We start from the raw sequence: 25,030 nt of genomic DNA on the forward strand, positions 1-25,030 counted from the left end.
GCCCCACCTGCGGTAGCGTGCTGGTGTTTGTACTCATGGGTCAGGAGAACTTATGGGGGGCGCGGGCAACGGACCCGTGTGGCCGGGAGGGGATCGGTCACCTCGACGCAGGGCGGCAGTCGCCGCCCTGCTGCTTGCTGCCCTGACCTCGGTCTCCGGGTGCGCGTCGGCGGTCGACGGTTCCGGAACCGCGGCACCCGGCGAGGTGTCCGCGTACGCGTCCGAACGTGCCGACCGGGAAGCCGCGGCGATCCGCAGGCAGGCGGTTGACCTGTGCCGCCAGGCGACATCGTCGGCGGTGGTGATGCTGAACGGCTACAACGTCCTGCTCAAACGCCTCAACGAGGTGCACAACTATCGCGAGGTCGGCGATCTCGGCAACAAGGCGCGGGCGTCGCTGATCGCCGGGTCCGATCAGATCCGCGCGAAGATCCTGCCGACGACCCCGATGGCGGTCGTCGAACCGACGAACCGTTTCCTCGACACGACCGGCCGCCTGGGTGCCGCGATCGGCCGCAGCGAGCTCGCCAAGCTGAATCCCATCGCGAACCAGTGGACCGGCGACAAGCTCGCGGTCCTCAACGCCTGCTCCGAGTTCCTGCCACTCCCGCCCGCCACGCCTGCGCCGCAACCGGGCAAGGAGGGGGCTGCGGCAACGCCTCCGGCGCCCACCCCGTAACAGGTTTCGCGCAGTCATTTCCGTTCGAACGTGTTGCCCCCTGTTCCTGTTGCGCGGAGAGCATTTAGGCTGTTCTCTAAGCTGACATCAGTCGTATTCATCCAGGGAGGTCATTCGCGGTGGTTGCCGCTTCAGAGTCCAGTGGTGCTGGCGACAGCGCTCAGAAGCTCGGATTCACATCCGGCATGGTTGTGCAGGAACTCGGCTGGGACGAGGACACCGACGACCAGCTGCGCATCGAGATCGAGGATGCGATCGATGCCGAGATGCTCGACGAAGACGCCCAGGACGTCATCGACGTGGTGGTCCTCTGGTGGCGCGACGACGACGGTGACCTGGTGGATGCGCTGATGGACGCCATCTCGCCGCTCGCCGACGACGGCTACGTCTGGGTCTTCTCGCCGAAGACCGGCCAGCCGGGGCATGTCGACCCGAGCGAGATCGCGGAGGCCGCGCCTACCGCGGGCCTGACGCAGACAAATGTGGCCAGCCTCGGAGATTGGTCGGGATCCCGTCTGGTGCAACCGAAGTCGCGTAAACGAGCATGACGCTCGCGGTAGGCGACAACGCCCCCGACTTCGAATTGCGCGATCAGAACTATCAGGCCGTGTCCCTCGCGAAGCTGCGGGAGTCCGGCAAGGTTCTGCTGGTCTTCTTCCCGATGCCCTTCACCGGCACGTGCCAAGGCGAGCTCGGGCACATACGTGATCACCTCGACGAGTTCGAGAACGACGACCTGCACACGGTTGCCATCTCCGTGTCGGCGCCACCCCCGCAGAAGGTGTGGGCGTCCGCGCAGGGCTTCCTGTTCCCGATCCTGTCGGACTTCTGGCCGCACGGCGCGGTCGCGGAGGAGTACGGGGTGTTCAACGAGGACGGCGGCTTCGCGAATCGGGGCACCTTCGTCGTCGATCGGGACGGCACGACCCTCTTCGCCGACATGGTCGGTGCGGGAGAGCAGCGCGGCGACGACCTGTGGCAACGAGCGCTGAGCGCGGCCCGCTGAGCTCGACCCCCGACGGCCGGCTCGAATATGCGGAGTTCCGGCTCGGCAACGACCAGGACGAACTGGGTTTCATCGATCGCCCCTTCGCGCCGGATGGACAGACGGCCGGGCCCGGTGGAGCGCTCATGCACTGGCACGTCGACGATCTCGAAGGCATCCTGACGAGGCTGATCGACATGGGCGCCCGCGAATACCTGCCCATCACCGAGCAGGCGCCCGGCTATGTGACCGCCTCGGTGATCGATCCCTTCGGCTGCATCCTGGGCATCATGAGCAACGCCCACTATGTGGAGATGGTAGAGGGGTGCGCGAAGTCATGAATGGTGGTGCGCGCAAAGGGATTTGAACCCCTGACCGCTGGTGTGTAAGACCAGAGCTCTACCGCTGAGCTATACGCGCGGACGGCGCACCGACGTGCACCAACAGATGAATTTAGCCGGTAGGACGCTCCAGCCTCAAACCGGTACCGGCAGGACGCCGGTGACGACGGTCGCGTAGAGCTCGTCGGAGTGCTCCACCGTCGTGCGCAGGCCGGCGTCGGAGAGAGCGGCGGCGGTGTGATCGCCCTGGTGGTCGCCGGTCTCGATCAGGATCGTCCCGCCGGGCCGGAGCCACGCGGGGACCGCCGTGGCGATGCGTCGGTGCAGATCGATACCGTCCGAGCCGCCGTCGAGCGCGTGGCGTGGTTCGTGGTCCCGTGCCTCGGGCGGCATCAGCGCTATGTCGTCGGTCGGTACATACGGGGCGTTGACGGCGACGAGATCCAGGCTGCCGAGCAGTGACTCGGGGAGCGGGCCGAACAGGTCGCCGCAGTAGGCGGTGCCACCGACGGCGCGCAGATTGTCGGCGGCGACGCCGGCTGCCACCGGATCGATGTCGCAGGCGTGTACCCGCAAGCCGGGTACCGACGTAGCGAGGGCGAGGCCGATCGCCCCCGAGCCGCAACACAGGTCGACCACCGTCATTCCCGACGACAGTAGGGGGAGTGCGGCCTGCACCAGGGACTCGGTGCGCTTGCGTGGTACGAAGACACCGGGCGCCACCGTGACCTGCAAGCCGCAGAACTCGGCCCAGCCGACGATCACCTCCAATGGTTCGCCCGCGACGCGTCGTTCCACCAGGCCGGTCATCGCCGATAGCGGTTCGGCGGCGCCGGATGCGTGCTCGGTGAGCACGGCTGCCTCCTCCTCGGCGAACACGCATCCCGCGGCCCGCAGTCGGAGCACGGCGGCGGCCACCACCGTCGGCGGTATGCCGGTCATGAGGGCAGGGCGTCGCCGACGGCCCGTCGGTAACGCGAGGCCACCCGGTCGTGATGGTCGGCGCGGGCGCGGCATTCGTCGAGGAGTTCTGCAGGTTCGAGGACGGTGAAGTCGGCGTCGAAGGCGTGCAGCCAGCGCGCGATACCGGACAGCGAGGTGTTGTAAAGGATGACCTCGCAACTCCGGTCGTCGCCGGCCTCCACGGTGCCCCACGCGTCGTGCACCATCGGAGCCACCACGTCGAGAGGTGCGTGCACCCGGATCCGGGCTTCGGCGCGCCGGTACATCGAGCCCAGGTTCCGTGCCAGAAACGCCGACGCCCCGCCCTCGGGTAACTCTCGCGGGGTGAACCGCGGACCGGTGGGGATCTTCGGCGTCATGCGGTCCACGCGGAAGGATCGCCAATCCTCCCGCATCAGGTCCCAGCCGATGAGGTACCATCGTAAACCGCTGCGCACCAATCGATATGGTTCCACTTCACGACGGCTTCGGTCGCCGTCTCCGCGTTGGTAGTCGAATCGCAGGCGCTCGGTCCGGTGGCAGGCGGTCGCGATCTCGCCGAGCACCGCCGCGGACACGGAGACGGTGTGCTCGCGGGGAACGGCCTCTATCGACAGGGCGTCGAGCCGGTGACGGAGGCGCGAGGGCATCACCTGCCTCAGCTTGGTGAGGGCTCCCGCGGAGGCCTCCGCCATGTCGGCGACCGACCCGGTGGTGATCTCGTTGAGGCCCAGCGCGACGGCGAGCACCTCGCGGTCGTCGAGCAGCAGGGGCGGCATCTCGGCTCCGGCGCCCAGCCGATAACCGCCGCCGACTCCGACGCTCGCGTCCACCGGGTAGCCGAGTTCGCGCAGTTTGTCGATGTCGCGCCGCACCGTGCGGGTGGTGATGTTCAGGCGTTCGGAGAGCTCGGCGCCCGACCACTCCCGCCGCGTCTGCAGCAGGGTGAGAAGAGCGAGCAGCCGTGCCGAGGTTTCCAGCATGCAGTCATCATGCCGCTGTTTGCGGACAGATGGTGTCCGCAAACGAGGTCAGGGCGCTCCGATATTCATCTCGTCGGGATGCGCGCCGACGCGGGCGCCGGTGTCGAGAGCGGCGATCGCCGCCATGTCCTCGTCGTCGAGTTCGAAGTCGAGGACATCGATGTTCTGACGGATCCGATCGTCGTGCACGGACTTCGGGATGACGACGATGCCGCTCTGCAGGTGCCAGCGGATCACCACCTGTGCGGGGGAGTGCCCGTGCTTCTCGGCGATCCGGCCGATGACCGGATCGGAGAGGACGGAGTTCGGCACCGAATCGGAACCCCATCCGGATCCGCTGCCGCCCAACGGACTCCACGCCTCGACGACGATGCCGCGGTCGGCGCAGAAGGTTCGCAGGTCGCGCTGCTGATGCCGGGGATGGATCTCGATCTGATTCACCGACGGCGTCACGCCCGTCGCCTCGATGATGTCGGTCAGATGATGGGCCTCGAAGTTGGAGACGCCGATCGAGGTGGCCTTGCCGGACTCCTTGATCTCGATCATGGCTCGCCACGTCTCGATCATCCGGTCACGGTCCAGCAGAGGCCAGTGCACGAGGTAGAGGTCGACATGGTCCAGCTCCAGGCGATCAAGACTGGCGTCGATCGCGGCCAGGGTGCCGTCGTGGCCCTGATCCGCGTTCCACAGCTTCGTGGTCACGAAGACCTCGGAGCGGGGAACACCGGATGCGCGGAGTCCGCGGCCGACGGCGGCTTCGTTGCCGTACGCCGCGGCGGTGTCGACGTGCCGGTACCCGGCCGAACCGACGGCGTACTCGACCGCGTGTTCGGTCTCGTCGTCGTCGGCCTGCCAGACGCCCAGCCCGAGTTGCGGGATGAGGCTGCCGTCGTTGAGCTCGATGGTCGGTAGATCTGTGCTCATGTTTTCAGGCTAGCGACGATGAGCACCTGCCGCCGAAGCGGATCCGTCAGTGCCGCCGAGGCCGCAGGTCAGCGGCGGGTGGTGGCGAAGAATTGCCAGATCTTCTGGCCCGGTGAGACCTGAGACGGCCACTTGTGGGTACCGCCGATGATCCGGTAGTGCACCACGCGCTTGCCGTTGGCGCAGATGGGGCGGCTCACGCGATCCGCGTTCGGGACGCGCACGGTGACCGGCGCGGCACAGCGGGCACGAGAGCTCCAGCGGTTGATCCACTCCGACGAGGAGAGATAGCGCTCTCCATGTTTCACGCCGCCCCCGTAGTGGATGACGCGATCGTTCGTGCCGTGAAAGTCGATGAGGGACACCGGTGTACGGCTCTGGCAGGTGCTCTCGGTGCGCTGGTAGGCGGCGGCGCTGACGGTTGCGAACGCGGCGAAGGCACCTGGCATGCGGCAGGCGAGGACGGCGACGAGGGAGGCGCCGTTGGAGCGTCCGACTGCGTACACACGGCTGCCGTCGACGCAGGCGGAGCGCTGCATCGTGCTCAGGATCGCGCGGGTGAAGGCGACGTCGTTCGCCGACGACGAGTACGGGGCACCCTGCCATGCCGAGCCGCCGTCGGTGCCGCGTGTGCCGTCGGGGTAGACGACGATCGCGGGCAGCCGCGACAGCCCGGAGTAGCGCTCGAATGCCGCACTGCGCTCTGAGTGTCCGTGGAACGCCAGGATCAGCGGCACCCGTGCGCGGCCCGAATAGGTGCTCGGATAGTGCACCCGGAAGGTTCGGCTCCGGTTGTCCACCCGGATGGTGCGGACCTCGGTGCGACCCGCCTTCGGTCCGCCCGAACCGGTGAGCCCGTCGGAGCCGGTCGAGCCGTATGAGGAACCGGCTGAGCCCGAGCTGTCCGAGGAGCCTGCGGGATCGATCCCGCACAGGGAGACCGCCGGACGCGCGGCGGACGGCGCGGCACCCGCGGCGCCGGCACCGTTCGCGGTGAGCAGGAGCGGAGTCATCCCGAGGACAAGGCACAGACCGGCGATGCCGGTGCGCGTGGCAGCACGTCGGCGGCGTAAACGTTCGAACACCAGCATCACAGTAATGTGCTCCGCCGGTTCCGTCCCCATTGAGCTGATCCACGACATCGAGAATTGGTGCCTGTGCACGGAAAACCGCCCCCGGAGACGGTGTTCTCTGAGACTCTTGGCGCGTGAACACACCTGCGAAATGCGGACTGTTTCGCGTGATCGCCGAGGTGCTCGTCGTGGGCATCCTGTTGTCCCTCGTCGTCACGATTCCCGCGATCGCCGCTCCCGGGCGCCCCGGTCCGGCCGCACTGCCCCGCGACTTCGCCTGGGGAGTGTCGTCGTCCGGATTCCAGAGCGAGGGCTTCTCCCCGGACAGCAACTGGACGCGGTACATGGCGGCGAATCGCCACTGGGACCCCATCGGCACCTCCGTCGATTTCCGGCACCGGTTCCGCGAGGACATCGACCGTGCCGCCCGGCTGGGCGTGCGCGTGTATCGCGTCGGCATCGAATGGGCGCGGGTCGAACCGCGACCCGGTGTCGTCGATCATCGGGAGCTCGCGTACTACGACGAGGTCGTCGATGCCATCGTGGCCGCGGGGATGCGGCCGATGATCACCCTCGATCACTGGGTGTACCCCGGCTGGATGGCTGCGCGCGGTGGCTGGGCCGACCCGCAGATCACCATGCTGTGGCTTCGCCATCAGCGGCGCATCGTGGATCGCTACACGCGCGTGCATCCGCTGTGGATCACGATCAACGAACCGTCGGCCTACGTCCTGAACGAACTGCGTTTCGGTGGGCTGGCCGCGCCCATGGCCCCGGCGATGGTGGACCGGATGGTCCGCGCGCATCGCGCCATCTACGACCACATCCACCGGCGGGACCGGCACGCGATGGTCTCGTCGAACGTCGCCTACATACCGTCGGTCCAGTCCGTCCTCGACACCCAGTTCCTCGATCGGGTCACCGACAAACTCGACTTCGTGGGCATCGACTATTACTACTCGATCTCGCCGGGCAACACCGACGCGAAATACGCGGCGACAGAGGAGATGTGGCGGGCGCCCGTCTCGGCCGACGGACTGTATTACGCGCTGCGTCACTACTCACGGGCATACCCGCGCAAACCGCTCTATGTGGTCGAATCCGGCATGCCCACGCAGAACGGCGCACCCCGGCCGGACGGCTACCGGAGAGGCGATCATCTCCGGGATCTGATCTACTGGCTGCAACGTGCACGAGGCGAGGGGATCAGTGTGATCGGTTATAACTACTGGAGTCTGACCGATAATTACGAATGGGGCAGTTACGCACCGCGATTCGGTCTCTACACGGTCGACGTGAAGTCGGATCCGCACCTGCGTCGCCGGGCCACCGACGGCGTATCCGCCTACCGGGGCATCATCGCCGGCAATGGCGTGCCCGCGGGGTACCGACCCACCCGGCCGCCCGAGGTGTGCTCGCTCGTCGACGGCCTGTCCAGCTGCCTGGAGCCCGTGCGATGAGCCGCCGGCCGACCATCGTCCCGGTCACACCGATCGTCGATGCGCTCACCGCCGAATGGGCCGCGCTCGACGATCTGGCGTCGTCCCTCGACGACGCGGCATGGGCGGGCGATTCGATTCTTCCGGGCTGGACCGTCGCCGACATCATCGCGCACATCATCGGCACGGAGAGCATGCTGCAGGGCCGCGATGTCGAGGCGACACGTGATGTCGCCGGACTGCCGCACGTCCGCAATCCCATCGGCGAGTTCAACGAACGCTGGCTCGACCACTTCCGGTCCGCGAGCCGGGACGACGTGATGGCCGCCTACCGGGAGATCGTCGGTGTACGGACGGCGGCGTTGCGTGCCATGACCGACGACGACTTCGCCGTGGAGGCCGCCACCCCGGCAGGCCCGGACACCTACGGCCGCTTCATGCGCATCCGGAATTTCGACTGCTGGGTCCACGAACTCGACATCCGGGACACCGTCGGCCGCACGCCGCCGACCGATCCGGTGCCCGCCGAATTCGTGCTCGACGAGATCAGCGCCTCACTGCCGTTCGTCCTCGGTAAACGTGCCGGCCTGCCGTCGGGGTCGTCGGTGCTGATCCACGTCGGTGGACTCGTCACGCGCGATCTCCGGATTTCCGTCGACGAGCGCGCGACGCTCGTCGATGACCTGCCCGGTGGCGACGACGCCGCGACGGTGCGGCTCGAGCTGGATTTCATGGACCTGGTGCGTCTGGCGGGTGGTCGGGCCTCCGCGGATCCGGGGAGCGTCCGGATCGACGGTGATGCGGCGCTGGGCAAGCAGATCGTCGACAATCTCGCCTACATGATCTGAGACGCCCCGCGCGCTCAGTTCGTGACGGTGGCGTGCGCCAACACGACCTGCATCTTCGGTCGTCCGTAGGTGCCCTTCGGAGCGTCCGGGACGAAGCCGCCCGCGGCGATCCGGTCGAGCACCGACAATCCGGCCGGGTCGATGGTGCCGACGATGGTGAAGTCCGGTGGCAGCGGCGTGTCTTGTATCGCCAGGAAGAAGGAGGCCGCGCCGGTTCCCACCGACTTGTCTCCGGTGCGCTCCGTCGACGGCGTGTTCAGGATGCCGACGGAGCCGCGCGGATAGATCACCGTGCGGGTTCCTCCGGCAGGTCCCGGTGCGAGGCTCGTGGGCACTTCGTCCGCGCTCGTCCACCCGGGATTGGCGTCCTGACGGCCAGTCGGGGATCCGCAGACCAGAAGTTCGGCCCCGATCAGCCGGTGGCAGGTGGTGCTGTCGTAGAAGTTGTTCTGCGCCAGGGCGACCATCGCGCCCACGTTGCACGGCGCCTCGGCCCGATCCAGGTTCAGTCCGATGTCGCCGCGGTTCGTGTCGAGGGTCATCGCGACCGTGCCGGTCGACGGTTGCTGCGCCGCCGGAACCGGGGCCGAGGGGCCGTTCGCCTGCCGGGTGCGGTAAGTGCATTCGGTTGTGGCCGAAGCATTCTGCGCGCCCGAGACGGGGGTATCGGTGCGCGGATCGTCGTCGCCGCCGGTGGCCAGAGCGACGATTCCCGCGATCACCAGTGCCAACACGACGACTACGCCGACGCCGATCAGGATGTTGCGCTTCCTGGTGTCCGGCGGCGGCGACCACGACGGACCGGTGACCCCGTACTGGCTCTTGTAACCACTCGGTGGTCGAGGTGGTGGTGTGAAACCGCCGCCGCCCACCTGGGGCGTGGACGGAGGTGGCGGTGGCGCGGACCTGATGTCCGATGCGGCGGGGTAGCTGCCCGCAGCAGGCGGGCCCGGCGGCTGCGGGCGGGCCACGCGGCCGATCGGAGCCGCCCCGGTGGCGTGCGGACCGGAGGCCCACGGAACTGATTGCTGCGGCCCCGAGGTGTGGCGATGAGGATGAGGCGGAATCGGTGTGTTCGTTCCCTGCGGACCCGGTACCTGCGGTGGCTGCGGTCCGGAGCCGAGCGGTACCGGATTCGACGTCGATGGCGGCGCGGCAGGGGGAGGAGGTGCATACGCTCCGGCCCGGTTCGGTTCGGGGACGTGCGTCAGGGCCTCCGCCGCGGCCCGCGCGAATTCTTTCGCCGTGGCGAACCGCTGTGCCGGATCTTTCGCCATACCTCGCGCGATGACGGAATCGAAGGGGCCGCCGGTCGTCGGCGGCGGTTTGGTGAGATGCGCGCCCATCAGTGAGCTCATGCTGCCTTGGCCGAAAGGCTGTGCGCCGGTGAGACATTCGTAGAATACGCAGGTGAGGGAGTAGATGTCGGCGCCGGGGCCCAGTCGTTCGTCGCCGAAGCGCTCGGGTGCCATATAGGCGAGCGATCCCAGAGCTGAGCCAGTCATGGTGAGTCGGGTGTCGGTGGGGCCGTGCGCGATGCCGAAATCCACCAGATAGGCGAAGTCGTCGGCATCGATGACGACATTGTCGGGCTTGATGTCGCGATGAACGAGACCGCTGCGGTGAGCGGCGTCGAGGGCGCTCGCGACCTGCGTGATGATGTAGACCGCACGTGCCGGCGGTAACGGGCCCTGGCTGATCGCGTACCGGAGGTCCTTGCCCTCGACGAGCCGCATGTCGAGGAAGAGCATGCCGTCGATCTCGCCGAAGTCATGGATCGGGACGATGTGGGGTTCGGAAAGCCGTGCGGCGGTCCGGCACTCCCGCATGAAACGGTCGCGGTACTCCTCGTTGTCGGCCAGGTGGGCGGACAACAGCTTCAGGGCGACGGTGCGATCCCGCAGGGTATCGAGGGCCTCATAGACCTCGCCCATACCGCCGCGTCCGAGCATGCGGCCGATCTGGAAGTGTCCGAGAACGGAGCCCGTGCGTGACGGTTGGTCGGCCACGGTCCCTCCGATCTCCCCGGTCGCGTTGCTGTCCGGTGCATCTCGCACCATATCCGCCGAATGGCGGGCATCCGGTTCATTGTAGGGAGCGGTGTTGCAGGATGCGGGACCCGTGGGTCATCCGGTCGGACGACAGGACGTCATTCCGGGGCGTCGGCGGGCATCGGGTCACCGAGAATCGGTCCGGAACCGAATTCCCGCGCCTGCTTGCCGGTGCGGAACTGGGCCGGTTGCGGGTCGCTGAGCAACGTGCGAACGAGCTCCGGGGTCTCGTCGATCGGTCCGTCCGATGCCGCGAGCACGATATTGCCGGTGCGCCGGCCCTTGAACATCGAGGGATCGGAGACGAGCGCGACGTTATCGAACACCGAACCGACGGTGGCTGTCTCGGAGCGGGCACGGGACAGATCCCGTCCGTCGCCACAGTTGGCGAGGTACAGCCCTCCGGGATTCAGGATCCGACGGACCTCGCGGGTGAATTCGACGGTCGTCAGATGCCGTGGCGTCCTCACCTCCGCGACCCCGTTGTGACCACCGGGAACGTCGGCGAACGCGTCGCGGATGACGATGTCACGGCTGTCGTCGTGCAGCGACGACAGCACCTCGCGGCCGTCGCCCACCCGGATGCGCAGGCGAGGAGCGCGTGGCAGGTCGAACCACGTCCGTGCCAGGTCGGCGAGCTTGGCGTCGATCTCCACGGCGACCTGCCTGGCCTCCGGAAACCGGTGGGCGAGATGCCGGGGAAGTGCGCAGGCGGCGGCGCCGAGATGCAGGATGCGCAGCCGGTCGGCCGGAGCGTGCCGGGCGGCGACGAGTGCGGACATCTGCCGCATGTACTCGAAGTCCAAGACCTCCGGGTCGGGATGCAGATGCGAGCTGTGGGCCCCGTTGATGGTGAGCAACCATCCGCCCGCCACGGAATCCGGCGTCAGTTCGGCAACACCGGAATCGATGTCGTGGGTGCCGGAGACCGGCTCGGGACGAGTCCTCGCCATGATCGGGCAGTCTACTGCCGGGGCGCGGGGCCCTCGGTCGCTACCATCGGCCCGTGCGTACAGACCTCGCGGCCGGACTCGCTCTCGGCTTCCTCGCCGACCGGGTCGTCGGCGACCCGCGGCGCGGTCACCCGGTGGCCGGACTCGGCCGGATCGCCGGTGCCGCCGAACGGGTGCTGTATCGCGATTCCCGGGTGGCGGGCAGCCTGTTCGCCGGGGGCGTGGTGTTCGGTGCGCTGGGAGTCGGAGCCGGTGCCGGGCAGCTCTCGAATGTCGTGGCGCGCACCGGGATCGTCGCGGCGGTGACCTGGTCGGTGCTCGGTGGCACGACGCTGGTCCGGGTCGGGGAACAGATGGCCGACGTGCTCGACGCAGGCGATCTCGACGGAGCCCGGGCACTGGTGCCCAGCCTGTGCGGACGTGATCCGTCGGTTCTCGACGAATCCGGAATCGCTCGTGCCGCACTCGAATCCATCGCGGAGAACACCTCGGACGCAACGGTCGCCCCCCTGTTCTGGGGTGCCGTGGCCGGCGTACCCGGACTGATCGCCTACCGGGCGATCAACACCCTCGACGCCATGGTCGGATACCGCAACCCGCGTTATCGCCGATTCGGCTGGGCCGCAGCACGTCTCGACGACGTGGCGAATCTCGTTCCGGCGCGCGTGACCGGGCTGATGGTCGCCGGGATCAGTGGCGATGCAGGGGAGGTGTGGACGGCGTGGCGGCGCGACGCGTCGAAGCATCCGAGTCCGAATGCCGGGGTCGTGGAAGCGGCCTTCGCCGGTGCCCTCGGTGTGACGCTGGGCGGTCGGACCGACTATCCCCACGGCGTCGAGAACCGGCCCCGGCTCGGCTCGGGCCCCGCGCCGGTGGCCGCGGACCTGCGCAGGGGAGCCCGCCTGTCGTCACGCGTGCAGGCCGCATCCGCGATCGCGGCGGTGACGGTGGCGTTCTGTCGTCGGCGCGGCGGAGGTACGCGTCAGTCGCCGTAGCGTTCCGCGAGCTTGGTGCGAACGTCGTCGGAGGTGTTCTCGGCGTTGGGCCGGGAGCCGATCTGGTGACGCTGTCGCGTTCCGCTCGCCGTGCCCGCGCGCTGCAGATCGGCCCGTACACGGTCCTTGCGTCGCATCGGTGCGGTGGGCGCCGGGTTGGTCCGATCTCCGGTCGTCGTATCGGAGCCGCCCTCGTCCGGGGCGGAAGCGGCCGCAGCGCGGGCGAGGCGGCGCTGACGGATCTCCGAATAGATGAAGTAGGCGGCACCAAGTGGAGCCATGATGCCGAAGGCCAGCCATTGGAGGCCGTAGGAGAGGTAGGGGCCGGAATCCAGCTGCGGCACGGCGATCTCCCCGAGGGAGCCCGGCTGATCCGGTGACAGCTGCAGGTAGAACGGGTCCAGAGTCAGGTTGGTCGCCCGGGACACCTCCGAGGGGTCGATGGTGTAGACGGCGAGGGTCCCTGCCTCGGTGTGGGCACCACGCTCGGGACTGGTGCCCTCGCTGCGCCGGATGCGTGCGGTGATCGTCGTCTCCCCGGAGGGGGCGGGCGTGATGTCCGGAATCGCGTTCTGGTCGGGCCGGACGAAGCCCCGATTGACGAGCACGGTGCGTGCGCCGTCGGAGGTGACGAACGGGGTGAGCACCTCGATCGCGGGACGCTCCTCGGCTGATCGCAATCGGACCAGGATCTGCCGGTCCGTCAGATAACGACCGGTCAGTGTCACCTCTCGCCATTCGGTATCCGCCGCGAACGGGGCGCCGGAGGGTGCCACGTCGCCCAGCGGCGCGGCCGGGGTGGCCATCGCCGTCTTGATTAGCTCATTGCGGTGCTGGGTCGACGAGTTCTTCCCGAGTTGCCACGGGGCCAACAGGCTGAAGCACAGTGCGGCGAACGCCACCACCACGATGCCCAGGACGATCCACCCGGGTCGCAGGAATGTTCGGACGAGATGCACCCCTCAACCGTACCGGGGAGCCGACGGTCGTCGTGGTCAGCGGTCGGCGAGCTCGGCGTGGACCCACGCGAGCAGTCCGGGTATCGAGGCCTCGATCTGTTCCCGGGTCGCCGCGAAGTCATCACCGGTCCCGTAGTAGGGGTCGGCGAGTTCGAGGTCGTCCTCGTCGACGGACGGGTCGAAGCTGCGCAGCAGCCGGACGCGGTCGCCGAGCCGTTTGCGCTCGAGATCCCGTACATGTCCCGAGTCGGCGACGACGAACAGATCCGCGTCGTAGTGCACCGGCGAGAGTTGCGCCGCGACGTGTGAGTCCGAGTATCCGTGGGCCAGCAATTCGGTGCGCGCCCGATTGTCCGCCGGGTCGCCGCTGTGCCAGCCGGTGGTACCGCCACTGGTGACGCGCACCGCGTCGGAGAGTCCCGCCTCGTCGAGCGCTGATCGAAAGATGTTCTGGGCCATGGGCGACCGACAGATATTGCCGGTGCACACGAAACAGACGTGTAGTTGTTCAGACACCGAGTACCTCACGCAAATCGTGGACCGAGTCGGCGCGCCATGCCGCCGCCGGGTCTTCCCCGGGCAGAGCATAGCCCCAACCGACGAGGATCGCCGGGATCCCGAATTCGGCAGCGCCCTCGACATCGTGGGCGCGGTCGCCGATCATCACCACCGGCCGGCCAGTGGCCGAACCGACCGACGACGCATCGAGACCGAGTCCGGCCAGGGCATGGGCGATGACATCGGATTTGGTGCGCCTGCTGCCGTCGTCGCTGGCGCCGGCGATCACCTGGAAGTGACCGGTCAAGCCGAAATGTTCGAGGATGGCCCGCGCGGTGGTCTCGTTCTTCGATGTGGCGAGAGCGAGGGTACGTCCGGCAGCGGTCAGGTCGGCGAGTAATGCGGCCATCCCGTCGAAGACCGCGTTCTCCAGCCAGCCGATCGTGGTGTAGCGCTCGCGGTAGGCGCGCATCGCGTCGTCGACCGCCGCGGAGTCGAGCCCGATCGAGCGCAGCGTGTCGATCATCGGTGGGCCGACGATGCCTGCTACCAGGTCGTCCGGCGGCGGTGGCGCGCCGACCGCCGCGAGGGAGTGCCGGAAGCTGTTGGCTATCCCGGCGAAGCTGTCGGTGATCGTGCCGTCCAGGTCGACCAGCAGGGTTGTGGCCGGATCTGCCGGGTCGGTCGCGGTGCGCACGGCGGTGGTTTCGGGCGTATCGGTCACCCGTTCATCGTGCACGGCCGTTCCGGGGCGGCCGCATCCGGGCTGACCACCCGTCAGGAGAACGCTTTGCGAAGGGTGGCGACCGAGATGTGTGGCCAGCCGATGATGCCCTGATCCGGCATGAGGAGGATCTCGAAGTTCAGGACGGTCATCTGGGCGTACTGCAACTGCATGACCGGCGGATGATCGGGATGGGTGAGCTTCTCCAGCCAGTAGGTCGCGTACACCAGCGAGGCCTCCGCGTTCGGACCCATGTCGCCGGGAGTGCGACCACCGGAGAGGAACGGCGTGTTGGTGACCCCGCCTGCGGCGTTCGGCGGGGCGACGGTCACCGAGGGGCCGTACGGATCGTTCACATGCCGCCGGAAGCCGACCTTCTCCTGGGTCATCACGTTGATGGCCACGCCCTCGAACGAATAGCCGTCGGCGAGTTGGCTGCGGACCTCGGCCTGCAGCAGGGTGATCGGATCATTGATGATCGTCTGCATGGGGACCCCGTCGATGCTGTCGGGCAGCGGAGGCTCCGGAGGCTGTGTCGCATAAGGGGTTCGCGGATTGTCCGCCGACGCGGGCACGGACAGGTCGTATTGCGCGAACGGCTTGAGGTGATCGGTGCGTGACGTGCCGGCCTCCGACGATCCGGCCGCATTCATGATCGCGACCGCGGGCGGTTCGACGGCCGTGATGGGAGTGCTGTTGAAGGACAGGAAACTGGAGAACGCGTAGGGGACGTCCGCGGTGGGCAGCGTCGGTGAACCGCTCCCGAACGGTACGGCCGCTCCCTGCGCGAGCACCGTGTTGCCGTGCGGGATCGATGCCATGCGGTAGACGATCTGTCCGTCGGCCGGAGGATGTTCGTCGGGGTAGCCGGCCGGCGGTTGCAGCATCCACATCCCGGGCTCGATGTGCAGGGCGCCGTGGGTCGTGCGGTCGCGCACCTTGTGCAGGTAGGTGGCGCCGGTGAGCTCGATGTCATCGCATCCGCAGGCCCGGTTGGGGATCGGGGAGCCGACGGCCGTGACGTCGAAGGTCTCCTGCGTCCGGTTGAGCTGCAGATACAGATTGGAGTGCCCCTCGAAATCCGGGCGTGCGATCAGGTTGAACCCGGTGCCCTGCCACGATCCCACCATCTCCCGCAGCAGTCCCAGGTCACGGAGGACGTCGTCATTCTCCGGGCTGTACCGGACCGATGGCACGGGCATGGGATCTCCTCGGTTTCGTCCCGGCCCACTGACCATGAAAACATCGGTTGTGGGTGCTCCGCAGTCCGTCGACACGATCGGGCGTGGGTCGCCGACGAGGTGACAGTAGGCTTGTGGCCCATGACATCCAGGCTGTTCGCACGTCATCGGCACGGCGATGCCGATGCCGAACCCGGCCTGATCGACTTCGCCGTCAATGTGCGTGGCGGTCCGCCCGCGTTCCTGAGGGACGCGCTCGCCGCGCGGTTGCCCGATCTCGGTGCCTACCCGTCGGCGAGCGACGAGCGGCGCGCGGTCGACGCCATCGCGAGCCTGCATGGGCGCGGTGCCGATGAGGTGCTGCTGCTGGCCGGTGCCGCCGAGGGATTCGAACTGCTCCCGCGGTTGCGACCGGCGCATGCGGCGCTGATCCAGCCGTCGTTCACCGAACCCGAACTGGCGTTGCGTGCCGCGAACATCCCGATCACCGATGTCGAGCTCTCGGCACCGTGGACCCTGGAGCCGGCGGTGGTGCCGCGGGACGCGGACCTGGTCGTCGTCGGCAACCCGACCAATCCCACGTCCGTGCTGCATCCCGCCAGTGCGATCACGGCCCTGCGACGACCGGGGCGGACGGTCGTCGTCGACGAGGCCTTCGCCGATGTCACCGTCGGCGAGGCGGGCCGGTTCGAACCGGAGTCGCTGGCAGGGGACCGGTATGACGACGTCATCGTGATTCGGAGTGTGACAAAGACTTTCGGGCTCGCGGGCCTGCGTGCCGGCTATCTTCTGGCATCACCGGACGTTATCGCCCGGCTCGTCGTCGGACGCAGGCCGTGGCCCCTGGGCACGTTGGCGCTGACGGCCCTCGCGGAATGTGCCGGTGATGCCGGAGTCGCCTACGCACACGAGCAGGCACGCGCCGTGGCCGCCGAGCGCGTGGTCATGATCGACGCACTCACCGCGGCCGGGATCGAGGTGTGCGCGACGCCTGCGGCCTCCTTCGTGCTGATCCGGGTGCCCGACGCACTCCGCGTCAAGGAACGACTGCGAGACCTGGGGTTCGCGGTGCGCAGCGCCGCCAATTTCGTCGGCCTCGACGAGGACCACATCCGGCTCGCCGTCCGCGGCGAGCCGTCGACCACCGCCCTGATCGATGCGCTCGGACGAGCCGGAGAGGAGACCAGACGATGACGACGGGTGCCGAGGTGATCGCGGTCCTCGATCGCGCGTATCCACGACGGCTCGCCGAGTCGTGGGACTCGGTGGGGCCGGTGTGCGGTGATCCCGCCGAGGAGGTGTCGTCGGTACTGGTGACCGTCGACGTCACCGACGACGTGGTGGACGCCGCGGTCGCGGACGGTGCGCAGTTGATCGTCGCGCATCACCCGTTGCTGCTGCGGGGAGTGGACAGCGTGTCCGCGGATACGGCCAAGGGCCGCATCGTGCACCGACTCATCCGTGCGGGTATCGGATTGTTCAGCGCCCACACCAATGCCGACAGCGCGCGGCCGGGGGTATCGGATGCGCTGGCCGACCTGCTGGACATCGTCGGCACCGTACCCATCGACCCGAAACCGGCTGCGCCCATGGACAAGTGGGTGGTGATGGTGCCGGAGGGCAACGCCGAGCAGGTCACCGAGGCGATGTTCGCCGCGGGCGCCGGCGCCATCGGCGAGTACCGCGACTGTTCGTGGTCGGTGGTGGGCACCGGGCAGTTCGAGGCACAGGACGCGGCGAATCCGGCGATCGGGCAGATCGGCGAGCGGACGCGCGTCGACGAGGATCGCGTGGAAATGGTCGCGGACCGTCGATTGCGCTCGTCGGTGCTCGCGGCACTGCGCGCGGCGCACCCCTACGAGGAACCGGCGTTCGACATCCTGGAACTCGCGGAGACCGACGGTGAGACGGGGCTGGGGCGGATGGGCACCCTCACGCGACCCATGACCGTCCGTCGGTTCGCGGAGTCGGCCGCCACCCGTCTCGGCGGACCGTCGGGTGTGCGGGCGGCCGGTGATCCCGATCGGATGATCGAGGCGGTCGCGGTGTGCGGAGGTGCCGGGGATTCGTTGCTCGACGCGGTCGCCGCGGCGGGGGTGGACGCGTACCTGACCGGCGACTTGCGCCATCATCCGGTCGACGAATCATTGCGCCGGGGCGGTCCGGCACTGCTCGACGCAGGCCACTGGGCCACCGAATTCCCTTGGTGTGCACAGGCGGCCGGGCTCATCACGGAAACACTCGGCGTCCCCGCATCCGTATACGGGCAACCGACCGATCCGTTCACGGTGCACGCCGCGGGCTGACCGCGGCGGGCGCCCGGGGCGACCGCGTACCGTATGGGGAACGCCCGGGCGATGCGCCGGTGCCGGACGGCGAAACGCATCGAGAACAGCAGAGTGATGACGAGTGGTGAAGAGCACCTCGGAGGTGGACGTCGTGAATGTGGATGCCGGAACCCAGCGGTTGTTGCTGGATCTCGCCGACGCCGATGCCGAACTCGCGAGACTCCATCACCGCAGTACCCACCTGCCGGAGGATGCGGAGCTCAGCGACCTCGCCACCCGGACCGATGCGGCGCGTGACGACGTGGTCCGCGCGGAGATCTCCGCCGAAGACCTCGAGCGCGAGTACAAGCGCATCGACAGCGAGGTCACCGGTATGGCCACGCGTGAGGCGAAGGACTCCGCGTTGCTCGAGGCCGGAGGACTCGCGCCCAAGGCGCTCTCGGAGTTGCAGCACGAGCTGTCGGGGCTGGCCCGCAGGCGATCGGGGCTGGAAGAGGACCTTCTCGCCGTGATGGAACAGCAGGAGGCTTTGACGGCGGAACGGCAGCGCGCCGCCGCGACGATCGAACACCTGGAGTCCGAGAAGTCCGCTGCACGCGAACGCCGGACGGCGTCGCTGTCGGCGATCGAGGCCGAGGTCGCCACGACGAGTGAACGGCGAGACGCATTGGCCGCCGAGATCGTTCCCGAACTCCTGGCCGTGTACGACAAGCAGCGCGCAGGCGGCAAGATCGGCGCCGGACTGTTGCGGGCCCGCCGATGTGGCGCCTGCCGGATGGAACTGGACCGGGGAACCATCGCGGGCATCGCGGCCAAGCCCGCCGACGCGGTGGTCCGCTGCGAGGAATGCGGCGCGATCCTGGTGCGGACGGCGGAGTCCGGGATCTGATGACGGGCACCGACGCGTCGGCCAAGAGTCCGACCTGGCAGGGGCAGCGCGCCGAGCCGACCCGGCTGCTCCTGCTGCGGCACGGACAGACCGCGTTGTCGGTCGACCGGCGATACTCCGGACGCGGCAATCCCGAGCTCAGTGAATTCGGTGCCGGACAGGCCGCGGCCGCCGCCGCCCGGCTGGCACGGGACATCGACCGCGCGGCCGTGGACATCGCTGCGATCGTCGCATCACCGCTCGAGCGGGCGCAGGCGACGGCGCGGGCCGTCGGCGTGCGGGCGGGTCTTCCGGTGACCACCCACGACGGTCTCATCGAGACCGACTTCGGTTCGTGGGAGGGGCTGACCTTCACCGAAGCGGCCCAGCGGGATCCCGAGCTGCATCGACAGTGGCTGTCCGACACCGACATCCCGGCGCCGGGCGGCGAGAGCTTCGCCGCTGTGGCCGACCGGGTCGTCGCTGCGAAAAATGATCTGCTGCAACGGTATCCGGGACAGACGGTGCTGGTCGTGTCGCATGTGACACCGATCAAGTCGATGTTGCGCGACGCCCTCGGCGCGGGACCCGAGTTGCTGTTCCGGCTCCACCTCGACCTGGCCTCGCTGTCCATCGCCGAGTATTACCCGGACGGCGGCTCGGTGGTGCGGCTCGTGAACGACACATCCCATCTGGCCTGACCTGCCCTCTTCGGCCGATCCCGGATCCGGCACGGCTATCCTGGTATGCGCGAACGAGTCGGCCGGGCGGCCGCGGCGCACGGAACGGTCCGGTCATCCGGACACGCCGGGCGCCGAGGAAAGTCCGGACTCCACAGAGCAGGGTGGTTGTCAACGGCAACCCGGGGTGACCCGCGGGACAGTGCCACAGAGAACAGACCGCCTGCCCGATCCGTCGGGCCGGTAAGGGTGAAACGGTGCGGTAAGAGCGCACCAGCGGCACGGGTGACCGTGCCGGCTCGGTAAACCCCACCCGGAGCAAGGCCGAAGCGTGCACGCGGAGCGATCCGGAGTGCACGTGCGCGCGTGTTCGAGGGCTGCTCGCCCGAGCGCGCGGGTAGGCCGCTAGAGGTACCCGGCGACGGTGTACCCAGATGGATGGTCGCCACCGGTCCCTTGCGGACCGGTACAGGATCCGGCTTACACGCCGGCTCGTTCGCCCCATCGACGACGCATGACGCTAGGGTCGGGTCGTGCAGCGGATACTGTCGGCCCCCGAGATTGACTTCGACGCGATTCGTACCGAACTCGGTGTCAGTGAGGATTACGGCGCGCAGGCCCAGGCGGAGGCGGACAACGCGTCCGACCGATTCGCCGACGACCGCGAGGATCGCACCGATCTTCCCTTCGTGACGATCGATCCGCCGACGTCGATGGATCTCGACCAGGCCGTGCACATCACCGCCGACGCCGACGGCTTCGTGGTGAACTACGCGATCGCGGATGTCGCGGCACTCATCGAGCCCGGAGGTGCGCTGGATCAGGAGAGCAGGCGGCGCGGGACGACCATTTATTTCCCGGATCGGTCGGTGCCGCTGCATCCCCGGTCCCTGTCCGAGGGCGCGGGTTCGTTGTTGCCCGACGAGGTGCGGCCCTGCGTGCTGTGGACCATCCGCGTCACCCCGGACGGCGAGGTGGCCGATGTCGCGGTTCGCCGCGCACGAATCCGTTCGGTGGCCAAGCTCGACTACGCGGGCGTATCCGCGGACGCGGCCGCCGGTCGGCTGCATCCCTCGATCGCGGCACTGCCGGCCTTCGGTGAGTTGCGTCAGCGGGTGGCCCTCGATCGCGGAGCGGTCGAATTGGACCTGCCGGATCAGGAGGTGGCCCGGGATGCGAACGGCGCCTGGGTCCTTCGGCTGGCGCCGCATACCCCGGCCGACATGTGGAACTCGCACCTGTCCCTGCTCACCGGCATGTGTGCGGGGCGGATCATGGCCGATGCGGGGATCGGTCTGCTCCGGACCTTGCCGCCGGCCGATCCGGATGCGGTACGCGCGCTACGACTGTCGGCGTCGACCCTCGGCGTCGGGTGGCCGGACGGGGCGACCCCCGGCGAGTTCCTGGCCGGACTGCCACAGGACGCACCGAGCACCTTGGCCCTGATGACCGCGGGCGCGACGCTCATGCGCGGCGCCGACTACCTCGCGCTGGGCGTCCCGGACGCGAAGAGCGGCGAGGTCCCGGAACCGTCGGATGATCAGATGCGGCACGCCGCGATCGCAGGCCTGTACGCGCACGTCACCGCACCGTTGCGTCGCCTCGGTGACCGTTTCGGCACCGAGGTGTGCCTCGCGGTGTCCGCGGGCCGGGCCGTACCCGAGTGGGTGCGAACCGCGCTGCCGACGTTGCCGAAACTTCTGCGTTCCGCGGATTCGTTGTCCGCCAAGGCCGAACGCGCGAGTGTGGACCTGGCGGAGTCGGTGCTGCTGGCCGATCGGGTGGGGGAGACCTTCGACGCGGTGGTGTTGCACGGTGCGACCGAGAACCGTCCGGCCGAGATCTTCGTCGAGGAGATCGCGGTGATCGCCCGCTGTGACGGTGCACCGGAGCAGGGGCAGAAGGTCCGCGTCACCGTGCGGACCGCCGATCCACAGAACCGAACGGTGCTGTTCGCTCCGGCCTGACCGTCGCTGCGCCGGGAGTGACTCGACTCAGAGGTCCGACGCGGCCCGGCGATACGCGGAGAGGGCGCGCTCGCCGTCGGCCTGCTGGCGGTGATCGATGCGGCCGAGGACGAACATGTCCGGGCCGGAGAGCGTGCCGGAGGCCGCGATCTGGGCGAGCCGGGCCCGATTGATCCGCGTGTCGTTCACATCGCCCAGTGCGGACTGGATGTCCTTGGCCACGCGCGCGATCTTGCGGTCCTTCTTGCGACCCAGCGGAGCCGCCGCATCCGTGCTGTAACGCAGCTTCTTCGCACGTTTCCGGATCGTATGGAGTTGCTCCTCCCACTCGTCGGAGCCCTCGGACAGCGACGCCAGGTGCTGCTGCGCCTTACGGATCTGCTTGCGGCCCTTGTCGATCGCCTTGTCCACCGCGGTGTTCGCGTCGCGTTCGGCGTCGGGTCCGGGCGGCGGTGCGACGATCAGTTCGTCGATGGCGTCGAGCAGAGCGAAGTACCGGTCGGAGTTCATCGCGACGTGCGCGGCCCGAACGGCGTGGTCGTGTTTGGCGGTCTCGGTACCCGCCAGGGCCGCGATCAATTCCTCGGAGGCGTTCTCCGAGTGCAGCAGCGTCGTGTCGATCTCCAACTGCACCTCGGAGTCCCGGGCATCGCCGAGAATCCGTGCCAGCAACTGCAATTCGCTGCTGATATGTGCGGTTCGATCGGCATCCAGAACCGTGGGGAATCCGGAGAAGATGCTCCGCAGCCGACGGCACGCCACGCGCATCTGATGCACCGCGTCGTACGCGTCGACGCGCACCAGCGGGTCATAGGTGATCAGGGAGTTGCGATGGATCGCGACGTCGGTCACCACGAGTTCCAGCGCGGTGGGACGGCGGCCCAGGTGTGGCTCGCCCACGGTCGGGGTCGATCCGATGGCTCGCGCCAGCTTCGACGCCGACGACGCCGTACGGCCGCCCGCGGCGCGCAGTACCTTCTCGGCGGCCTTGCGCAGACGGCCGGGATGCGGGGCGTCGAGCAACTCGAACTCCCACTCCGCCCACTCCTGTACCGCTCCACCGGGCAGCAGGGAGCGGGCCGTGACGTGATCTTCGGCGAATTCGGCGAGCCGGCGATCGTCCGGACCGAGCAGCACCGTGATGGTGCGGCGTGTCGAGATGGAGGCCACGGGGAGAAGCGGACGATTACGCGTCAGCGCGATCACCTGTGTCAGAAGTGCTTCCGGCACACCGGCATCGGCGGGTGCGTCGTCGAAGTCCACCTGCAACTCGCGTCGTGCGCCGGGCACCGTGGTGGGGCGCTTGAGGTGCCAGCCGGAGTCGTGGCCGCCATGGCGTCGCCGCAGGGTGATCCGGTTGCCTGCCAGATCGAGGTTTTCGGTGTCGAGGTAGGTGGCGTCCAGGGTGAAGGTCTCCGGCTCGGTCGCGCTCACCACACCCGGCAGTGCACGGAGATCCGGAACGGGGGTTCCGGCGTCCACATCGAACTTCAGCTCGATCTCGATCTGTTCGGATGCGGGCACCACGGTCCTCCTGTCGTCCCGACGTACCCCGGCGAACGCGTCGCCGGAGCACCTGTCATCCGAAGTCTAGTGCTCCACCGGGATTCCCGATCAGTTCGATGTGCGGTCCGCGAAGGCGTCGGTCGCCTCGATCAGGTGATGGACGATCCCGGGTTCGAACGCCGAATGCCCGGCGTCGTCGACGATGTGCAGGTCGGCCGACGGCCAGGCGCGATGCAGGTCCCACGCGCTGCGTGCCGGGCACACGACGTCGTAGCGGCCCTGCACGATGACTCCGGGAAGGTGGGCGATCCGGTCGATGTCGGCGAGCAACTGTCCGTCGGTCAGGAAGCCGTGATTCACGAAGTAGTGATTCTCGATGGACGCGAACGCGAGGTCGAAGCGTGGATCGCCGGCGTCGGCGTTCGGATGCGGGAGCAGATGGCTCGTGCTCTGTTCCCAGCCGGTCCACGCACTCGCGGCGGACTGTGCGACATCGGCGTCGTCCGAGGTGAGCAGGCGATGGTAGGCGGCCACCAGGTCGCCGTCGCGTTCGGAGGGCGGTATCGGAGCCAGGTAGGACTCCCACAGATCGGGGTAGATGTGGGAGGCGCCGCCGTTGTAATACCAGTCGATCTCACTGCGCCGCAGCAGGAAGATGCCACGCAGCACCAGTTCCGTCACCCGGTCGGGATGGGCCTGGGCGTAGGCCAATCCGAGTGTGGAACCCCACGATCCGCCGAAGACCTGCCACCGATCGATGCCCAGGTGGTTGCGGAGCGTCTCCATGTCGGCGATCAGGTGCGGAGTCGTGTTCACACCGAGATCGGCACCGTCGGCGATATGTGGACGGGATCGCCCGCAGCCGCGCTGATCGAACAGCACGATGCGATAGCGCGCCGGGTCGAAGAAGCGGCGCTGATCAGGGCTGGTGCCGCCGCCGGGTCCACCGTGCACGAACACCGCAGGCTTGCCGTCCGGATTGCCGGAGGTCTCCCAGTAGATCTGCTGGCCGTCGCCGACATCGAGATGCCCGCGGTCGTACGGTTCGATCGGCGGGTACAAATCACGCATGGCCCCACCCTAGTTCGCGAGGTGGGGCCATGCGGTGAGCCGGTGCGGAACCGGTCAGTAGCCGTGTTCGGGACCCGGGAACGTTCCTCGACGGACCTCGTCGGCGTATTGTTCTGCGGCCGAACGCAGTTCGGTGCCGACATCGGCGAACCGCTTGACGAACTTCGCGGTCTTGCCGTGGGTCAGGCCGGACATGTCCTGCCAGACCAGTACCTGTGCGTCGGTCTCGTTGCCCGCGCCGATACCGATCGTCGGGATGGTCAGCTTGCGGGTGATCTGGCCGGCGACGTCGGAGGGCACCATTTCCATGACGACCGAGAAGGCGCCCGCCTCCTGGACCGCGATCGCGTCGGCGACCAGTTGGTCGGCGCCGTCGCCGCGGCCCTGGACGCGGTAGCCGCCGAGGCCGTTGACGCTCTGCGGGGTGAATCCGATGTGGGCCATCACCGGGATGCCCGCGGCGCTGATGGCGGCGATCTGCTCGGCGACGCGTTCTCCGCCTTCGAGTTTCACCGCGTGGGCGCCGGTTTCCTTGAAGATCCGGATGGCCGATTCGAGGGCCTGCTGCGGCGAGACCTCGTAGCTGCCGAACGGCATGTCGACGACGACGAGTGCGTGCGGGGCGCCGCGGACGACCGCCCGGCCGATCATGATCATCTCGTCGAGGGACACCGGGATGGTGGTGTCGTAACCGAGGACGACGTTGCCGGCCGAGTCGCCGACGAGGAGAACGGGGATCTGCGCGTCATCGAAGATCCGCGCGGTCGAGTAGTCGTAGCAGGTGAGCATCGACCATTTCTCGCCGTCGCTCTTCATCTTCGCGAGATGCTGGATGCGGGTCTGACGTCGCGGAGCGCTGTCCGCGGAGGTCGCGCCGCCGTACACCGAGGTATCGGACATGGTTGTCTCTTTTCTGCCTCGAGTCCTGCGTCGCAGGTACCCGGGTTGGTGGGGACCGCCTCATTCTCGCACCGGTCGGTCCACCTGCGGCTATGTCGTTGCTCACATCATCGCCGGTCAGTCGGGTCGTGAGTGCGAGGAATCGGTTCCCTTCCCGCTCGCCGCTCTCCCTTCC

General features: G+C 68.3%; 25 protein-coding genes, 1 tRNA gene and 1 other RNA gene. 13 read left to right on the forward strand and 14 right to left on the reverse strand.

Features of this window, described 5'->3' with window-relative positions:
* The first annotated feature begins 52 nt into the window (after window positions 1–52).
* The 4 genes from AC4JJG_RS07150 (at window position 53) to AC4JJG_RS07165 (ending at window position 2,005) form a co-directional block, all read left to right on the forward strand.
* Window positions 53–679, forward strand: a complete 627-nt coding sequence (locus AC4JJG_RS07150) for an Rv2240c family protein (protein WP_495400220.1) — start codon at window positions 53–55, stop codon at window positions 677–679.
* A 119-nt stretch (window positions 680–798) separates the two neighbouring features.
* A complete protein-coding gene (locus tag AC4JJG_RS07155) occupies window positions 799–1,227 on the forward strand; it encodes a DUF3052 domain-containing protein (RefSeq protein WP_495400221.1) in 429 nt (142 codons plus the stop codon).
* A complete protein-coding gene (locus AC4JJG_RS07160) occupies window positions 1,224–1,685 on the forward strand; it encodes a redoxin domain-containing protein (RefSeq protein ID WP_495400222.1) in 462 nt (153 codons plus the stop codon). Before AC4JJG_RS07155 ends, AC4JJG_RS07160 begins: the two co-directional genes overlap by 4 nt.
* Window positions 1,655–2,005, forward strand: a complete 351-nt coding sequence (locus AC4JJG_RS07165; RefSeq protein WP_495400223.1) for a VOC family protein — start codon at window positions 1,655–1,657, stop codon at window positions 2,003–2,005. Before AC4JJG_RS07160 ends, AC4JJG_RS07165 begins: the two co-directional genes overlap by 31 nt.
* Window positions 2,006–2,009: 4 nt before the next feature.
* Here the strand turns inward: AC4JJG_RS07165 and AC4JJG_RS07170 are convergent.
* The 5 genes from AC4JJG_RS07170 to AC4JJG_RS07190 form a co-directional block, all read right to left on the reverse strand.
* A tRNA-Val gene (locus AC4JJG_RS07170) sits at window positions 2,010–2,084 on the reverse strand.
* A gap of 56 nt (window positions 2,085–2,140) precedes the next feature.
* A complete protein-coding gene (locus AC4JJG_RS07175; RefSeq protein ID WP_495400224.1) occupies window positions 2,141–2,947 on the reverse strand; it encodes a putative protein N(5)-glutamine methyltransferase in 807 nt (268 codons plus the stop codon).
* The gene (locus tag AC4JJG_RS07180) at window positions 2,944–3,930 is read right to left on the reverse strand and encodes a helix-turn-helix transcriptional regulator (RefSeq protein WP_495400225.1); all 987 of its coding nucleotides are present in this window, start codon (window positions 3,928–3,930) and stop codon (window positions 2,944–2,946) included. Before AC4JJG_RS07180 ends, AC4JJG_RS07175 begins: the two co-directional genes overlap by 4 nt.
* A gap of 48 nt (window positions 3,931–3,978) precedes the next feature.
* Window positions 3,979–4,854, reverse strand: coding sequence for an aldo/keto reductase (locus tag AC4JJG_RS07185; protein ID WP_495400226.1), 876 nt, complete (start codon window positions 4,852–4,854; stop codon window positions 3,979–3,981).
* A gap of 68 nt (window positions 4,855–4,922) precedes the next feature.
* A complete protein-coding gene (locus tag AC4JJG_RS07190) occupies window positions 4,923–5,945 on the reverse strand; it encodes a CE1 family esterase (RefSeq protein ID WP_495405747.1) in 1,023 nt (340 codons plus the stop codon).
* Between the two features lie 116 nt (window positions 5,946–6,061).
* On the opposite strand from AC4JJG_RS07190, the gene AC4JJG_RS07195 reads away from it, so the two are divergent.
* Both AC4JJG_RS07195 and AC4JJG_RS07200 read left to right on the forward strand, forming a co-directional pair.
* The gene (locus AC4JJG_RS07195; protein ID WP_495400228.1) at window positions 6,062–7,387 is read left to right on the forward strand and encodes a family 1 glycosylhydrolase; all 1,326 of its coding nucleotides are present in this window, start codon (window positions 6,062–6,064) and stop codon (window positions 7,385–7,387) included.
* The gene (locus AC4JJG_RS07200) at window positions 7,384–8,214 is read left to right on the forward strand and encodes a maleylpyruvate isomerase family mycothiol-dependent enzyme (protein ID WP_495400229.1); all 831 of its coding nucleotides are present in this window, start codon (window positions 7,384–7,386) and stop codon (window positions 8,212–8,214) included. The genes AC4JJG_RS07195 and AC4JJG_RS07200 overlap by 4 nt, the downstream gene beginning before the upstream one ends.
* A 14-nt stretch (window positions 8,215–8,228) precedes the next feature.
* Here AC4JJG_RS07200 and AC4JJG_RS07205 read toward each other — a convergent pair whose 3' ends face one another.
* Window positions 8,229–10,223, reverse strand: a complete 1,995-nt coding sequence (locus AC4JJG_RS07205) for a protein kinase domain-containing protein (RefSeq protein ID WP_495400230.1) — start codon at window positions 10,221–10,223, stop codon at window positions 8,229–8,231.
* A 140-nt stretch (window positions 10,224–10,363) separates the two neighbouring features.
* Window positions 10,364–11,218: a spermidine synthase gene (locus AC4JJG_RS07210; protein ID WP_495400231.1), complete on the reverse strand. Its 855-nt coding sequence runs from the start codon at window positions 11,216–11,218 to the stop codon at window positions 10,364–10,366.
* A gap of 53 nt (window positions 11,219–11,271) precedes the next feature.
* Here AC4JJG_RS07210 and AC4JJG_RS07215 point away from each other — a divergent pair, with 53 nt between their 5' ends.
* Window positions 11,272–12,213 carry a cobalamin biosynthesis protein gene (locus tag AC4JJG_RS07215; protein ID WP_495400232.1) on the forward strand — a complete coding sequence of 314 codons (942 nt, stop codon included), beginning with the start codon at window positions 11,272–11,274 and terminating at the stop codon, window positions 12,211–12,213.
* On the opposite strand, the gene AC4JJG_RS07220 is transcribed toward AC4JJG_RS07215, so the two are convergent.
* From AC4JJG_RS07220 to AC4JJG_RS07235, 4 genes are all read right to left on the reverse strand, one after another.
* A complete protein-coding gene (locus AC4JJG_RS07220) occupies window positions 12,201–13,172 on the reverse strand; it encodes an SURF1 family cytochrome oxidase biogenesis protein (protein ID WP_495400233.1) in 972 nt (323 codons plus the stop codon). The two genes, AC4JJG_RS07215 and AC4JJG_RS07220, sit on opposite strands and share 13 nt — an antisense overlap.
* 36 nt (window positions 13,173–13,208) lie before the next feature.
* Window positions 13,209–13,688: a low molecular weight protein-tyrosine-phosphatase gene (locus AC4JJG_RS07225; RefSeq protein WP_495400234.1), complete on the reverse strand. Its 480-nt coding sequence runs from the start codon at window positions 13,686–13,688 to the stop codon at window positions 13,209–13,211.
* Window positions 13,681–14,367 carry an HAD hydrolase-like protein gene (locus AC4JJG_RS07230; protein ID WP_495400506.1) on the reverse strand — a complete coding sequence of 229 codons (687 nt, stop codon included), beginning with the start codon at window positions 14,365–14,367 and terminating at the stop codon, window positions 13,681–13,683. Before AC4JJG_RS07230 ends, AC4JJG_RS07225 begins: the two co-directional genes overlap by 8 nt.
* Window positions 14,368–14,447: 80 nt before the next feature.
* Window positions 14,448–15,596 (reverse strand): heme-binding protein, encoded by a 1,149-nt coding sequence (locus tag AC4JJG_RS07235; RefSeq protein WP_495400235.1) that lies wholly within the window; start codon window positions 15,594–15,596, stop codon window positions 14,448–14,450.
* A gap of 120 nt (window positions 15,597–15,716) precedes the next feature.
* Between AC4JJG_RS07235 and cobC the strand changes: the two genes are divergently transcribed.
* The 6 genes from cobC to AC4JJG_RS07265 all read left to right on the forward strand — a co-directional run bounded on the left by cobC (window position 15,717) and on the right by AC4JJG_RS07265 (window position 21,378).
* Window positions 15,717–16,769 (forward strand): Rv2231c family histidinol phosphate aminotransferase CobC, encoded by a 1,053-nt coding sequence (gene cobC / locus AC4JJG_RS07240; protein ID WP_495400236.1) that lies wholly within the window; start codon window positions 15,717–15,719, stop codon window positions 16,767–16,769.
* On the forward strand, window positions 16,766–17,881 hold the full coding sequence (locus AC4JJG_RS07245; RefSeq protein ID WP_495400237.1) for a Nif3-like dinuclear metal center hexameric protein: 1,116 nt from the start codon (window positions 16,766–16,768) through the stop codon (window positions 17,879–17,881). Before cobC ends, AC4JJG_RS07245 begins: the two co-directional genes overlap by 4 nt.
* Window positions 17,882–18,014: 133 nt before the next feature.
* Window positions 18,015–18,752 carry a zinc ribbon domain-containing protein gene (locus tag AC4JJG_RS07250; RefSeq protein ID WP_495400507.1) on the forward strand — a complete coding sequence of 246 codons (738 nt, stop codon included), beginning with the start codon at window positions 18,015–18,017 and terminating at the stop codon, window positions 18,750–18,752.
* A complete protein-coding gene (locus AC4JJG_RS07255; protein ID WP_495400238.1) occupies window positions 18,752–19,432 on the forward strand; it encodes a histidine phosphatase family protein in 681 nt (226 codons plus the stop codon). Before AC4JJG_RS07250 ends, AC4JJG_RS07255 begins: the two co-directional genes overlap by 1 nt.
* Before the next feature lie 54 nt (window positions 19,433–19,486).
* An RNA gene (rnpB, locus tag AC4JJG_RS07260) (RNase P RNA component class A) lies at window positions 19,487–19,910 on the forward strand.
* A gap of 34 nt (window positions 19,911–19,944) precedes the next feature.
* Window positions 19,945–21,378 carry an RNB domain-containing ribonuclease gene (locus AC4JJG_RS07265; RefSeq protein WP_495400239.1) on the forward strand — a complete coding sequence of 478 codons (1,434 nt, stop codon included), beginning with the start codon at window positions 19,945–19,947 and terminating at the stop codon, window positions 21,376–21,378.
* Between the two features lie 27 nt (window positions 21,379–21,405).
* Here AC4JJG_RS07265 and AC4JJG_RS07270 read toward each other — a convergent pair whose 3' ends face one another.
* The 3 genes from AC4JJG_RS07270 to panB all read right to left on the reverse strand — a co-directional run bounded on the left by AC4JJG_RS07270 (window position 21,406) and on the right by panB (window position 24,855).
* A complete protein-coding gene (locus AC4JJG_RS07270; RefSeq protein WP_495400240.1) occupies window positions 21,406–22,902 on the reverse strand; it encodes a CYTH and CHAD domain-containing protein in 1,497 nt (498 codons plus the stop codon).
* Window positions 22,903–22,992: 90 nt separating this feature from the next.
* Complete coding sequence (gene pip / locus AC4JJG_RS07275) at window positions 22,993–23,955, reverse strand: prolyl aminopeptidase (protein ID WP_495400241.1); 963 nt, start codon at window positions 23,953–23,955, stop codon at window positions 22,993–22,995.
* Between the two features lie 54 nt (window positions 23,956–24,009).
* Complete coding sequence (panB, locus tag AC4JJG_RS07280; RefSeq protein ID WP_495400242.1) at window positions 24,010–24,855, reverse strand: 3-methyl-2-oxobutanoate hydroxymethyltransferase; 846 nt, start codon at window positions 24,853–24,855, stop codon at window positions 24,010–24,012.
* Window positions 24,856–25,030 lie beyond the last annotated feature (175 nt).

The organism is Gordonia sp. B8661-1 (assembly GCF_059427765.1).